The organism is Bradyrhizobium sp. Crot121 (assembly GCF_059512385.1).
Genome location: NZ_JCAMOR010000128.1, coordinates 1 through 12,553, shown reverse-complemented (window position 1 = coordinate 12,553; position 12,553 = coordinate 1). Strand labels below are relative to the sequence as shown.

At 60.3% G+C, this 12,553-nt stretch carries 13 protein-coding genes and 2 pseudogenes; 9 read left to right on the top strand and 6 right to left on the bottom strand.

Translation table 11 applies throughout. From position 1 onward, the window contains the following. Positions 1–739 precede the first annotated feature (739 nt). Positions 740–1,153, top strand: a complete 414-nt coding sequence (locus tag AC5ZGW_RS43460) for a hypothetical protein (protein WP_130231735.1) — start codon at positions 740–742, stop codon at positions 1,151–1,153. Positions 1,154–1,683: 530 nt separating this feature from the next. Beyond that, positions 1,684–1,857: a hypothetical protein gene (locus tag AC5ZGW_RS43455; RefSeq protein WP_165435647.1), complete on the top strand. Its 174-nt coding sequence runs from the start codon at positions 1,684–1,686 to the stop codon at positions 1,855–1,857. 397 nt (positions 1,858–2,254) lie between these two features. On the opposite strand, the gene AC5ZGW_RS43450 is transcribed toward AC5ZGW_RS43455, so the two are convergent. The 3 genes from AC5ZGW_RS43450 to AC5ZGW_RS43440 all read right to left on the bottom strand — a co-directional run bounded on the left by AC5ZGW_RS43450 (position 2,255) and on the right by AC5ZGW_RS43440 (position 6,285). Continuing rightward, on the bottom strand, positions 2,255–4,363 hold the full coding sequence (locus tag AC5ZGW_RS43450; RefSeq protein ID WP_496114113.1) for a response regulator transcription factor: 2,109 nt from the start codon (positions 4,361–4,363) through the stop codon (positions 2,255–2,257). A gap of 554 nt (positions 4,364–4,917) precedes the next feature. Further along, positions 4,918–5,541: a response regulator transcription factor gene (locus AC5ZGW_RS43445; RefSeq protein ID WP_130230629.1), complete on the bottom strand. Its 624-nt coding sequence runs from the start codon at positions 5,539–5,541 to the stop codon at positions 4,918–4,920. 606 nt (positions 5,542–6,147) lie between these two features. Continuing rightward, positions 6,148–6,285: a hypothetical protein gene (locus AC5ZGW_RS43440; RefSeq protein WP_165435603.1), complete on the bottom strand. Its 138-nt coding sequence runs from the start codon at positions 6,283–6,285 to the stop codon at positions 6,148–6,150. 3 nt (positions 6,286–6,288) lie between these two features. Between AC5ZGW_RS43440 and AC5ZGW_RS43435 the strand changes: the two genes are divergently transcribed. The 4 genes and pseudogenes from AC5ZGW_RS43435 to AC5ZGW_RS43420 all read left to right on the top strand — a co-directional run bounded on the left by AC5ZGW_RS43435 (position 6,289) and on the right by AC5ZGW_RS43420 (position 8,418). Continuing rightward, complete coding sequence (locus tag AC5ZGW_RS43435) at positions 6,289–6,531, top strand: hypothetical protein (protein ID WP_130230633.1); 243 nt, start codon at positions 6,289–6,291, stop codon at positions 6,529–6,531. Positions 6,532–6,543: 12 nt separating this feature from the next. Continuing rightward, positions 6,544–6,941, top strand: a pseudogene (locus AC5ZGW_RS43430) (hypothetical protein). Positions 6,942–7,035: 94 nt separating this feature from the next. Beyond that, the gene (locus AC5ZGW_RS43425; RefSeq protein WP_130230635.1) at positions 7,036–7,245 is read left to right on the top strand and encodes a hypothetical protein; all 210 of its coding nucleotides are present in this window, start codon (positions 7,036–7,038) and stop codon (positions 7,243–7,245) included. A 132-nt stretch (positions 7,246–7,377) separates the two neighbouring features. After that, positions 7,378–8,418, top strand: a complete 1,041-nt coding sequence (locus AC5ZGW_RS43420) for a glycosyltransferase family 4 protein (protein WP_130230637.1) — start codon at positions 7,378–7,380, stop codon at positions 8,416–8,418. Between the two features lie 741 nt (positions 8,419–9,159). Here AC5ZGW_RS43420 and AC5ZGW_RS43415 read toward each other — a convergent pair. After that, positions 9,160–9,387, bottom strand: coding sequence for a hypothetical protein (locus AC5ZGW_RS43415; protein WP_130230639.1), 228 nt, complete (start codon positions 9,385–9,387; stop codon positions 9,160–9,162). Between the two features lie 227 nt (positions 9,388–9,614). On the opposite strand from AC5ZGW_RS43415, the gene AC5ZGW_RS43410 reads away from it, so the two are divergent. From AC5ZGW_RS43410 to AC5ZGW_RS43400, 3 genes are all read left to right on the top strand, one after another. Beyond that, a complete protein-coding gene (locus AC5ZGW_RS43410; protein WP_130230641.1) occupies positions 9,615–10,676 on the top strand; it encodes a DUF1236 domain-containing protein in 1,062 nt (353 codons plus the stop codon). 25 nt (positions 10,677–10,701) lie between these two features. Then, positions 10,702–11,019, top strand: a complete 318-nt coding sequence (locus tag AC5ZGW_RS43405; RefSeq protein ID WP_130230643.1) for a hypothetical protein — start codon at positions 10,702–10,704, stop codon at positions 11,017–11,019. Between the two features lie 61 nt (positions 11,020–11,080). Next, positions 11,081–11,251 carry a hypothetical protein gene (locus AC5ZGW_RS43400; protein WP_165421571.1) on the top strand — a complete coding sequence of 57 codons (171 nt, stop codon included), beginning with the start codon at positions 11,081–11,083 and terminating at the stop codon, positions 11,249–11,251. A 448-nt stretch (positions 11,252–11,699) separates the two neighbouring features. Here the strand turns inward: AC5ZGW_RS43400 and AC5ZGW_RS43395 are convergent, their stop codons facing one another. Both AC5ZGW_RS43395 and AC5ZGW_RS43390 read right to left on the bottom strand, forming a co-directional pair. Further along, positions 11,700–12,152 (bottom strand): response regulator, encoded by a 453-nt coding sequence (locus tag AC5ZGW_RS43395; RefSeq protein WP_245475124.1) that lies wholly within the window; start codon positions 12,150–12,152, stop codon positions 11,700–11,702. After that, positions 12,149–12,553, bottom strand: a pseudogene (locus AC5ZGW_RS43390) (hypothetical protein); the annotation flags it as partial. The gene AC5ZGW_RS43395 and the pseudogene AC5ZGW_RS43390, both read right to left, overlap by 4 nt.

Here is a 12,553-nt window from a genome sequence, read left to right as displayed (position 1 = left end):
CAAACCTCCGTTCAATCCGGACGCTTCTTCGCACATCTAATCTAACCCCGAACCCTGGGTATCGGCTTAGCGCTTACCGATAAACTGCAATTCGCTGAGATGAATCGTCTCTCGAAGCATAGATTGAACGCCAATCAAGTACGTCCGAACGAGTTCCTTCTGTCCGTCAGCGAAACCGGTCCAATATTCCTGCCACCAACTTCCAGTAGTTCGGCGCTCCCTTCCGGCTGGTAGAAGACTTTCCAGAGGCCAATCGACAAAGGCCAAATCATTCAAACCGCCGACCAACAGGGATGGTAAATAATATCGAAAGGCATTCGGATCGATGTACCGCCTAGCACTACTCGCGTGAGCCCCCCGTCATCCTCCAGTCGAATATCGTCACATCAACCCAAGGACGATGCGCAATCCTCCTCGCAAGATCTTCCGGGATATCACCAATGAGTGGTTGATTGCCGTCGATCCAAAACTTTTCGGGGACAGGTTTGACGGGGAACGCGTTGTGTATGAGTTCAGATAGTTCGGCTGCTACCATGGCGATGCACGTGCCCTCGCGGCTTCGAAGTCATCGATCCCACGAAGTTGTAGCATGCGCGGGGCAGGTCACCGGATCGTCCTATCTGTACCGAAACAAGGCTAGATTGATCGAGCGCTACCTCTATTACTTCGTGATGATCACGAAGCATGGAGCCTATATTGACGGATTTTCTGGGCCGCAGTATCCCGACAAGGAAGATGCTTGGGCGGCAAAGCTCGTATTGGAATCGCGACCGCCATTCTTGAGAAAATTCTGGCTGTGCGAGCAGAGCAAAGAAAAACTCCCCGGCTCTATGAGCGCGCCTCCGTCATCGTGACCACCAATCTCACCTTTGGCGAATGGCTGCTCTTCTGCGCGCTCCATTGCCGTGAACCGCTGCCCGACCTTGTCGGGCTTGCGCGGTTCATAACGGACTTGCCCGCTGATCACCGGTCGAGCAAATACGCAGTGCTCGCCATCCTAAAAAGGGAATCCCTCGACGTCGCGGCATTGCGTCGGGACGTCGATGGGCTTCTATCCTGGCTTCCCCTCATCGATACGGCACCCCCCCGAGGATTTCACGGCAATCCTGAGCGAGGCATTTTCGCCCAAGCTCTGGGATGCTCTCGATCGTGAGCATAGGTCCAGCCTTGTCGAAGCGGAGATGCTCTTCGCTCGCTTCCGTCGTATGAGACCATCCGAGAGGGGCGGGCAGCCGATCGACGCCCTGGTCGTGCGATGGTCCAGAGTTGCGGAGCCCATTCTTAGGCTTGTCCTAGCGGCGTTGGGCGCTTCGGCGGAGGGGAGGCCACTGGGTCAATTGATCGGGATTACAAAGAAAATCCTAGATCGCGACGGCATCGCTTGGAGCGCCGAACTTCGGGAAAGATTTCGCTTTCTGCCGGTAGCGCTACATGAGCTCGACAGATTGGACCTCGTCAACAAGAAAGGGGTTAACCATTCCGACGGCGTTAAATTGACGTGGGCACACGTCGTTGACGCACATACAAGCATCCACTGGGTTATGAGAACTCTTCTCGAAGCTGCTGTCGGCCCCGCGTCTTCCGAGTGATTCAGGAGGGGTCCGCGGTGGCGACCGACTCGCATAGCTTGCCGTGATCGGATGGTGGAAAGCCGCAATGGGTGCGGAGCCGAGGCGGAAGGCGGTGAGGAAAAAAGGTGGTCGCCGGCCGCATGAGCCGGACGTCTACTACGTCATCGCGATCGACGGCAGAGATTGGAGCTATTTGCTCAGCCTGAACACGGAACGGGCTCCGATCCTTACCATGAATTTCGCCATCTCGAAATTCGAGGCCGGCTGCTGCACCCGAAGGGGCTGAAGACGGACCGGATCGCGCTAACTTGATCTATTAGGATTCGACAAGGCTCAGCTCGCCGACAAGGTCGGCATTTCGCGAAAGACGATTGCCCTTATCGAGACAATGAAGGCGAGCCCGATTGATCCTCGCCGACGGGCTATCCTTCAAGAGCTCCGACGTCAGATGGAAGATGACCTCGCCGTTGAGTTTGTGTTTGCCTCACCAGAAACAGGCGAAGGTGTTCGAATTCGTCGTCCTCCGATGAACCCTGACATGACATAGCGGATGCTTCGCGACGACTTGCTCCATCATCGTAGCACTTGAGTGTCTCGGCGATGATCGCGTCAACTTCGCGTTGCGATGTCAGCAGCGCAAAAAGCGCTTGAACCGCGGCCCCGGCCATTCGATCAGTAAATTGCTACACAATCAAATCGTGAGCCGCATGGAGATTGGCGTGCCATGAGTGATCGTTGTGCGCATCTGAAATATCAATCCCGTCAGCATCCTGGGCCGGCTCAGGCCCCTCGCGTGCAACAGCATGCTGGCCATCTCCATAGGCTTTTCCATTTCCCTGGCTCAGTTGCTGAAGGTCATACATTTCTGAAGACGTATTGTCGGCGCCACTCTTAAAATGAAAGGAATCGCCAAGTTCGGTGCCAATCGCTGATTTGGCCTGGTCTGCGTTGTCAGAAGAAGGCCCGCCCTTTCCTTCAGTCGTAATCTTCAATGCCGAATGTGCGTCGTTGGCAGAATTTACGGACGCCGTTGGCATATTCTGCCGCGGTTTGCCAGTATCTAGATCACCTGCCTGTGGATGCTGTGCGTGTTGCTTGCCGGCCGCGGAGCCATCTTCAAAAGTCTGCAAATCGCAGTGCGCCTGTCCGCGATTCGAATCTTGTCCCGGGGCCTCATGCTTGGCATCTCCCTTGGCGGCTACGGAGCCGTTGTCGGACTCATGCAGTGCCTTCTGAGAGTGGCCGTGATTTGAACCGTCTTCCGGGACCTCATGCTTGGCATCCCCCTTGGCGGCCACGGAGCCGTTGTCGGACTCATGCGGTGACTTCTGAGATTGACCATGATTTGAACCGTCTCCCAAGGCCTCATGCTTGGCGTGCCCCTTGGCGGCTTCGGAACTGTGGTCGGACTCATGTAGGGTCTTCTGCGATTGACCGTGCTTTAAATCGTCTCCCGCGCCCTCATGCTTGGCGCGCCCCTTGGCGGCTCCGGAGTTGTTGTCGGACTCATGTAGGGCCTTCTGCGATTGACCGTGATTTAAATCGTCTCCCGGGGCCTCACGCTTAGCGGCTTCGGAGCTGTTGTCGGAAGCGCGCAAATCGGATTGCGATCGATCCTGATTTGACCCGTTATCCCGGCCCGTCTGCGTTGGGTCACGCTGCGAGGCTTCGTTCGCGGCCGCCGCAACAACATCAACGGTCCCGGAACCTCGGGGAATAGGAATTTCTCGGTCACTGCTGCCATCCTCCGCATGGGCATTGCCGACATAAAGGTCGCTGCCGTCTGTGGCGATTGTATCGCCTTGGGCGAACTCGAATGCGACCCCCCCATCGTACACGGCCGTGCCGCCGAAATTTGCGAAGCCGGGAAGTGCGGATGCCAGTCCGTTGGCGTCGCTTGCGGTAGATGAAGTTACAATGTCGTCGCCGAAATCGAACGCCTGCACCGCGTGGTTGGCACCATCGAGGTCGTAGATCAAGGCGGCGAAAGCTGCAACCATGAAGATGCTGTAGCCGCTCGAACCCGGCCTCGGCGCGTTGAGTGCCGCCTGCGCAAATAGGCTCGCGGCAATCTCGGCCAAGGGGTCGACGAGTTTGCCGGTCGGCGATGATGTCCCAGTTGCGGCGCCGCCGCGGTCCTTGCTCGCGCCTCTGGCCGGGGTGCCACCTGATACTGCTTCCTTGCAACTGATTTTGATGGTGACGACCTCCGCGCAGCCATTTGCGGCCATGACCGTGAAGCTTTCGGTTGCGGCGTGACCGTGCGAATCGTCCAACGCTGCCAGGATCGCAGCTGCCAGGATACTCATCGCGCCATAACGGCGCGACCTTGCCAGCGCAGCGAGCTCCGTCCGGCTGTTGATTCCGAGCTTCTGTCGCGCGTGGTCGATGTGAATCCTGACGATCTCCAGAGAGACACCGAGCACCCGGGCAATTTCAGTGTCCGACAAACCTTCGGCGACGAGATCCATGATCGTCCGCTCGTTGACGGTCAGGAGCGCCAGAACGTTATTGCCGAACGAGGCGATTCCATTAGCTTCGTTACCGACCCTCGCCAGGTCTGACCCCGGTTTTTCCAGCCTCAGGGATTGCACCAGCGCTTCTGGTTTGGCGTTCATCGAAATTGCGCGGCAAGCACCACTCGCCAGTGCCCTGGCTAGATCGCCGCAGGCGACAGTAGCAGTGAAGAACACCAGCCGGGAGGAAAGGCCTTCGTCGTCAACGACGGCGAGGATGTCGGAAGCGCTTACGTCGGTGAACCCGTCCTCCAGTAACACCACATCGGGCGTCAAGCTGCGAATGGCCGCAAGGCAACTAGCTCCATCAAGACAGCACGCAACCACTTCGAAATCGGGCTGCGCTCCGAGCAGCGATGCAAAACCCTGTAGAACGATGGGACGTCGATCTGCTATCACAAGTCGAACGCGACGCATGGGCTTCCTTCGCTCGGCTCGCAACACAACATGAGAGGCGGCGATCTAACTCCGCTCGGCCGATTGCGTTCCTAATTGTCATATTGGGTTCGTGCGGACGCTTCTGACGATGAGTTCAATCAGTTCGTCGGGATAGCTCCATATGGCTCGCCCTCTTGGCCGTCCGTCAGAGGTCGTACCGCTCCCAGTGCGCAGGGGTGCTGCAACTTGAAGGTAATTTTCTGGTAATCCCGCTTTGCGACCGAGGAGGTGAAGCACTGCTCATCCCATAGGATGGCCTCCGGCCGGCCTTAAAACTATCAAAGAATTCGATTTTCAAGCACAACGAATGATGGCATTTGGTGAGCAGAACTCTCACCGATGTCGCTATTGCGCGAAAACCGCCGAAAAACAGGATTCCAGTCGACGACTCTTCAGCGGTGCAAATCGATCTCGACTGCAATCCGGACGAGGTCGGAGTGATTTTTGGCGCCGAGCTTGGTCTTCAGCGTGGAGGTCGTGTTGGCGACGGTTTTATAGGAGATGCCAAGTTCGGACGCGACTTCTGAGATGCGGTCGCCACGACCCAAAAGCCTCAGGATCTCGAGCTCGCGTGCGCTCATCTGCGTCAAAGGGCTGGCCTTGATCGCCGCGCTCGCGAAGGTCGTCGCTTCAGCCAGACGCGGCGAGACGAAGCGCTCCCCAGCTGCAACCCTCCGGATGGCCTTGGCCAGGAGCCGGGGATCATCGCTTTTCGAGATATACCCCTGAATGCCCATCTCGACCGCGCGCACCACGAACGCCGGATCCTCACTCACGCTGAGCATGACGATTTTGGCGGCCGGATCATCCTTGCGGATTCGGCGCGTCAACTCGAACCCGGTTAGGTCGGGAAGCCCTACGTCCACCACCGTAACGTCGGGATGCTTCTGCAGGTACGCACGGTGGCCCTCCTTCGCATTCGAAGCCGCCAGGATCTCGACGGAAGGGTCGGCCGTGAATAGGGCTCGGCATCCCGTCACGACAACGGGATGGTCGTCGACGATCAGTACCCGCATGTCGATCTGGTCCTCATTAGCACGTCGTCGCTTCCTCCAGTTGTGGAGAACGTCGCGAGCACTGTAATGGTTCAAATATCTGAGCGGGACGTCGGGCGAACCGACCGAAGGAGCACGAATTGCAGAAGATCTGGAATGTTCTTTCCTTTCGGCAGAGGCTGCTGCTTCCGATCGCTTTGATGATCCTGAGCGCGCTGGCGTCCGGCGCGGTGGCGCTTCTAATCTTCTCCCCCGACCAATTCGAGTACGAAAATGAACAGGAGTCGGGGTCCGCACGCGCTGTCGCGAGAGCCCTCAATGGAGCTCTTACAGCTTCGCTCAATCCGGAGCAGACGCTGGATGCCTTTGGCAAGGGGCTCGGAAATTCCGAGGCAATCCGATATTTCCAGCGGGAACATATGAGCCGGTGCCACCTTTGCGCGGGAAGGATAGCAGCGTGCCCGCCTGGTTCATCTCCAATCTCACCATTCCCGACCTCGAAAAGAGCTACCCCATCAACATCGTAGGCGTAGGGCCCGCCATAATAGCCGGTTCTATAGTAGCCGGGGCCCCCCTAGTAGCCATAGCCGGGCCCCCAGCCGTACGCCGAGGAGGCAAGGCCGCCGATCACGGCGCCTGCGACCAAGCCGCCCGCGATGCCGGGTCCCCTCCACCTCGCCAATGAGCTTCGGCCGGAGACGTCGTGGCGACCGAGGCCAGACCAAGAGCGCCGGCCATCAGCGCCGACATTGCGATCTTCTTCATCGAATGATCCTTTCACACTGTTCGCGCCCCGCCGATAACGGGAAAAACGGGCAATGGTTTCTGCTGGCCCCGGCGGCAGGGGCAATGGATATGCTCGGCGCCGGGGCAGCGTCGCTCGAAACCGGCGCTCGCGCTCACATCGCTTCGCGGATTCTGGAAGCCGCTGCCAAAGGCGACACCGCGCCGGAAAGCCTGAAGCAGGTAGGTCGCGACGCGTTGCACGTTGCTTCCACCATGCTGCGATAGCGGAGGACGGGGGTGAATTTCCAGGTCACCGTGCTCAAGATCCTGGTGAGCTATCCGGATGGATTTGCCGTCATGGCTGACCTCAAGCGCGACATGGCCATCCTGGCGAGCAGCGGCCGCGACTGGGCCGAGCGGACCAAGCGCCTAGCGGCGCGCGTGCCTGATCTCGACATCTTCTCGCAGGCGCTGGTCGAGCGTCTGAATGGAGGTGGCGCATCACCGAGAAGGGTCGGACGGTACTCGACTTCATGGAGAACAGGTTGTCTGGGCCACAGACGGGACCCGATGCTCCCGTCGAACAACTCTCAGTCGTAGAGCCCGCGCCCAGACTTTTCGCCTCGACAAGAGCGGGCCGAACCCAACGCCTGCACCGCCGACGGGCGGCGCGAGCGCGCGCGGAGGCATCCTGATCTCGTCCTCACTTCGTCTACAGTCGGGAAAAACAGGAAACTTTCCGAAGTGCCTTGAGTTGGCAGTGACGGGACCAGTCTCCGGAGAGCGAGCATGGTTGACGAAGCCGTCTTGAAGAACGCCACGGAGACCGCCTGGACGGTGTACCGAGCGCGGCACCCCGACGTGGAAGCTCATGACAGCCGACGCTGCTTGCTGGAGCGTCATCTGCACAGGAGATGGGAAGAGCGAGAGAGCGATACCGAAGAGCTCGCCAGCTTCGGGATTGCCTACCTGCACCGGCTTCCCCGCGACGAATGTTGACGAGCATGAAAATGCTCGTCGCCCGTGTAGCCCGCGGAAGCACAAGGCCCAGTTGGACGTTGCTCGCAATCTCGTTCCTCATTTCCGCGGCAATCGTGATCGGCTTGCGGATCGTTTTGGGGGACTAGCGCGATGCGGATCGCCCAGCTTGCGCCGTTGGCCGAGAGCGTTCCACCCAAGCTTTACGGAGGCACCGAGCGAGTGATCGCCTGGCTGGTCGACGAACTGGTCGATCTCGGACACGACGTCACCTTGTTCGCAAGCGGGGATTCGAACACCAGGGGAAAGCTCCACGCGGTGTGGCCCCGCGCGCTTCGTCTGGGGCGGAGAGGTGTCGATCCGAACGCCGCCTGCGCATTGCTGATCGAAGCCATCGCCGAGCGCGCGCGCGAATTCGACGTGATCCACTCCCATGTCGACTGGTTGCCCCTGCCGGTCCTGAGCCGGACCGGAGTGCCTTTTCTGACGACGATGCATGGCCGACTCGACCTTCCGGGGCTATCCGACGTGATCAGGGCTTTTCAGGAAGCTACTTTCATCTCCATCTCCGACAACCAGCGCCGTGCGCTTCCGGACGCAAACTGGATCGCGACGATTCCGCACGGGCTACCCAAGCATCTGCTTCAGCCCTCCTACGAACCCGGTTCGTACCTGGCCTTTCTCGGCCGGTTGACGGCGGAGAAGGGCCCGGAAGACGCCATACGCATCGCCCGCGCCGTCCGGATGCCGCTGCGGATCGCGGCCAAGATACCCCGCGCGGAGACGGGCTACTTCAAGAAGAAGCTCGAACCCGAGATCGACGGTGAGAACATCCGGCTGGTCGGCGAGGTGGATGAAATCCGGAAGCAGCCGTTCCTCGCCGGCGCAGCAGCCCTTCTATTTCCGATCGATTGGCCCGAGCCGTTCGGGCTAGTCATGATCGAGGCGATGGCCTGTGGCACGCCCGTGATCGCGTATCGTTCGGGATCGGTGCCCGAAGTCGTTGAAGACGGCGTCACCGGCTTCATGGTAGACGGCGAGGAGCAGGCGATCGAAGCGGTCAAGGAAGTCGTCCGGCTAGACCGGAGAATAGTCCGTGGCCGGTTCGAGGAGTGCTTTGGCGCCGACCTGATGGCGAGAGCGTATGAAAGCCGATATCGCGAGTTGGTCGCTCGCGGAGGGCGCCAACCGTGAGGGCAAAGCAGTGGCGCGCGAAGGATTCGAAAACGGAGCAGCTCGTTTGATCGCTGCCGGAACGGCTGACGACGCCAACCGTTGTCGCCGATCAGGAGGAACCCCTGAAAATCATTCTTGCCGCGACGGCAGCTATCGTCATTCTCGGGACGCCGGCCCTCGCGGACGAAACGCCTCCTTCGCAGCCGACGATCCAGCAGGTCCGCGACTCCACGTCGGGAGCGGCAGAGTGTTCGAAGCAGGTCTGGCCACATTTCTCTGATCACTGCCTGCGCTCCGAAGGTAAGGGCGTTTCCGTCCGCGTCGTGACCATCGAACGTCGATAGGGACGGGGATCTGATCGAATCCTTCACGACACCCACGGGCGCGGCGTCGACAACGGCCACGAGCCGCAAAGCGAACGATTGGTTCCCCGAACACGCCGTCATGAGCGGCAACGAGGAGCAATTGAAAGCGATTCCGCAGTTCTAGAGTAGGGTGTTCGCTCATTGAGATTGGGGTCCCACACGGGGCCCTTTTTCTGCCTTATGGCAACCAGCGGCGGCGGGGTCAAAAAACGGCCCGCCCGATTGCGGGCGAGCCGTTCATGCTGACGATCGTTCGCTCAGTGCATGTGAACCAAGAAATAGCCGACGCCGCCAACGACCAGAACGGCGGGAACGGCCCACAAAATCAGTACGGGCATTTCTCCTCCAATTGCTGTCAGAACGCTTCCGTCGGGTCTTAAGCCCGATGATCGCTTTACTGTTCGGTGCAGACCTTCGTGGTCTTGACCGCGGACTCGGCCTCGACCTTGGTCTTGTAGACGCCATCGCCCACGACCGTCGTGGTGGTCGTCGTCGGCTTGGTGTCGACGACGGTGCATTTCTTGGTGGTCGCGTCGCGAACGATGTAAAACTCGGCGGCGCTGGCGGCCTGGGTGCCGAGGGCGAAGGCGACGAGAGCGCCGCACACGATCAGCTTCTTCATGGGTGTTCTCCTCGTTGGTTGTAAGCAGTCAATGCCAACCGCGAGGTGCGAGTGAAGTTCCGCTTATTCCCGGCTGCAGCGGGCACGCGCCATTTCGGTACACCAGAATGCTTCTGCGCCTCGGAGGACATCCAGATCCCTGCTTCAGGAGAGTTACCAAGTTTTCCCGAATTGGAACCGCGCGCCGCATGGAATGTTGACCGACGTCCGCATTTTGGAGGTTTCAGATGAACAAGCGTTTACTCTTGGCTACGACCGCTGCAGTGGCAATCGCGACTTCGGCTCTCGCGCAGTCTTCTCCGAGCACGTCGAGCTCCAATCCGTCGGCCACGCAGCGCCAGCAGGATTCCACATCGACGACGCCGTCCTCTTCAACTTCGACACCGTCGTCGAACTCGTCTTCGGGGTCCGCGCAGACCAATCCTTCCACCAATTCGGCCCAGACGCAGTCTCCATCGTCGACCGGGCAGACCGCTGCAGGCCAGCCGTCCAATTCCGGAACGGCCAATACGACGCAGGCGCCGACCTCTAATAATTCGACCAACCAGGCGCAGACCAACTTTCCTTCGAACACGAACACCCAAACGCAAAGCGCCAACCCGCCCGCCTCGGGCTCCAACCAGGCGCAGTCGCCGACGGGTACCGGGTCGAATACGGCCCAGCAGCCGAACAATCAGCAGAACACGGCCGATCGTTCGTCGAACACCAACGTGAACGCGTCGGTGAATATCAACGATCAGCAGCGGACCCGCATCAGCACGTCGATTTCGCGTCTGAACGTGCAGCCTCTCACCAACGTGAACTTCTCGTTGTCGGTGGGCACGGCCGTGCCGCGCGATGTCCGCCTGCAGCCGCTGCCGACTGAGGTGGTCGAGGTCGTGCCGCAGTACCGGGGCTACAACTTTGTCTTGGTCAAGGACGAGATCGTGATCGTGGAGCCCTCCAGCTACCAGATCGTCGCGGTCCTGCCGTATTCGGGGCGCTCCACGGCGGCGGCGCCGGCGCGCACCGAGCAGCGCAAAGTGACGTTCACCGATCGTGATCGCGAGGTGATCCGCAAGCACGCCAAGGCGCGTCCCGTCGAGCGCGAGCGGCAAACGACCGGCAGCACGGTCCGAACCGAGATCCGCCGGGGCGAGCGCGTGCCGGAGGGCGTCGAAATCGATGCCTTCCCCGACGAGGTCTATCGCGATGCGCCGAGCCTGCGGGAGTACCGGTACATTCACCGGGATAGCCGCACCTACATCGTCGAACCGCAGGAACGTCGCGTCATCGAAGAAATCGACTGATCTCGCCAAACGGAGGAAGACGAACATGAAGACAATTGCGCTCGGTGCTTTCGCGACCGCCTTGTTGGCGTCGGCTGCGTCGGCAGCTCCGCTCAATCCAACCTCGCTCGGGTCGGCGGAGGTGGCCAACGTCGATCAGGTTCGCCTGGTCTGCAGTGAGTACGGTCGCTGCTACCGCACCCGCGGTCCCCGCTACGTCCAGCGATACTACGGCGGAGACGACGGCTATGTGGTGCGCCGGAGCTACGGCTCCTATGGCGGGCCCGGCTACTACGATCGCGGCTACGGCTACTACGGCGGTGGCCCGAGCATCGGTTTCAGCTTCGGCACCGGCCGCTGGTGAACTAGGAAAAGGGCCGCTCTCTGAGCGGCCCTTCGATATGGCTACTTTTCTCGGTGATGAGATGACTGCCGTTGCAAAGCTCCTGGGACAGAAGGAGCAATTGCTGGCGCGGCTCGAAGCCGATCCCGGCTCGAACGAGCGCGCCGAAATCCAGGCGCGCCTCGCCAAGATCGAGACCGCGTTGAAGCTGCTCGGCACCCAGGATTCGGCCGCCGCAGACGAAGACCAATAGCCTCTGGGGAGCAAAGGATTCGGAAGGGCGGGAGCTTCGCCGATGCCTCCGGTTCGCGGCGCTTCCCAAGCTCGCCGGATGAAGGCCCAGCTCGGGGGGCAGGGGCTATGAGCTCGGGCCAGTACGGGCTTCGCCCCTTGGGGCAGGGGCGTCGGGGAAAACCTGGCGCTCGCGCTATCGTTCCTCTGCGCGCAGCGAAGTTTCTTGATCCAGTCGCCCGGAAAGGCAGACGAGTACGACCGCAGGTCAGCGGCGCTCTTCGCTAACTACCTCTCACTGCATCCTCGCAGGACGAAAGTAAGGCGGCAGTTCGCGAAACCAAAATTTGCTTCGACGATGCAATGCTCCTTCAGCGATTGGTGCCCGCATGGGAATAACAATTGGCCATCTACCGGATAATTCAAAACTCACCTCTCGGGCCTGAAGAGATCGCGCGGCTGTCTCGAGCCTACGAACATGCCCTGCGCAGGATCGGCGTACAGGATCGCAACGACCCCTCACCGAACTGTTTGAAGAAGAGAAAGGCTATGCCATGAGTAGAGCAGCTAACCAGGCGGTGCCCCCTTTTTCCTCGCCGAGCTCCTTGATTGTCCGGACGATCTCCTCCGGATGGAAGGGCTTGTTCACGATGCGGCTGCCGGGGGCGTGGTGGGGTGGGCGAGAAGCCCGTTGCGTAGATGACCGGCAGGTTCGGATCCTGCTCTCGGTAGCGTTCCGCGATCTGCCATCCATCGACTTGTCCGGGCAGCCTGACGTCGGTGACCAGCGCGACGTGGTGCTCGCACCAGGCCAGAGCCTCCTCTCCAGTGCTCGCGTGGATCACGTGATAGCCTGCCTCGCGCAGCGCTTCGACTACGAATTCGCGGATCAGAGGGTCGTCCTCGACGAGAAGTACGCTCACTGGTGGCTCACTAGGAAATGGCATCCGTCGCGCAGTCGAACGGCCCAATCGGCCGGTCGTTCCCGACGGAAAGAATCGAGCCGACGTGATGCGAGTCCGTATCGGAAGGAGACCCGCACCGATTGGCGGCCCGGCTCGCCGATGGATTGCCGGACAATTCGACCGCTGTTGTTCGAATGCACGGTCGTGTCGCGATCGCCGTGGAAGACGATGGTCGGAATGGGCGTGCCGTCGCCCGGCTTTGCTTCTGGCCCGCCGCCTTGCTTCATGGCGATCAGCGCGGAGGGAGGACGCGAGAGCGGCGCGGGCCCGAGGAGGGAACTGGGGGGAACTGATGCGGTCACTAACGCAAGCTGAGGGTCCCCGTGACCTTCTTCAGTCTTAACCCATCGACTGCGAGC

Coding starts and splice junctions, on each gene's coding strand:
- AC5ZGW_RS43445 (WP_130230629.1), bottom strand. CDS start 5,541: ATGCGGGTACTGATCGTCGACGACCATCCCGTTGTCGTGACGGGATGC.
- AC5ZGW_RS43440 (WP_165435603.1), bottom strand. CDS start 6,285: ATGAAGAAGATCGCAATGTCGGCGCTGATGGCCGGCGCTCTTGGTCTG.
- AC5ZGW_RS43435 (WP_130230633.1), top strand. CDS start 6,289: ATGATCCTTTCACACTGTTCGCGCCCCGCCGATAACGGGAAAAACGGG.
- AC5ZGW_RS43425 (WP_130230635.1), top strand. CDS start 7,036: ATGGTTGACGAAGCCGTCTTGAAGAACGCCACGGAGACCGCCTGGACG.
- AC5ZGW_RS43420 (WP_130230637.1), top strand. CDS start 7,378: ATGCGGATCGCCCAGCTTGCGCCGTTGGCCGAGAGCGTTCCACCCAAG.
- AC5ZGW_RS43415 (WP_130230639.1), bottom strand. CDS start 9,387: ATGAAGAAGCTGATCGTGTGCGGCGCTCTCGTCGCCTTCGCCCTCGGC.
- AC5ZGW_RS43410 (WP_130230641.1), top strand. CDS start 9,615: ATGAACAAGCGTTTACTCTTGGCTACGACCGCTGCAGTGGCAATCGCG.
- AC5ZGW_RS43405 (WP_130230643.1), top strand. CDS start 10,702: ATGAAGACAATTGCGCTCGGTGCTTTCGCGACCGCCTTGTTGGCGTCG.
- AC5ZGW_RS43400 (WP_165421571.1), top strand. CDS start 11,081: ATGACTGCCGTTGCAAAGCTCCTGGGACAGAAGGAGCAATTGCTGGCG.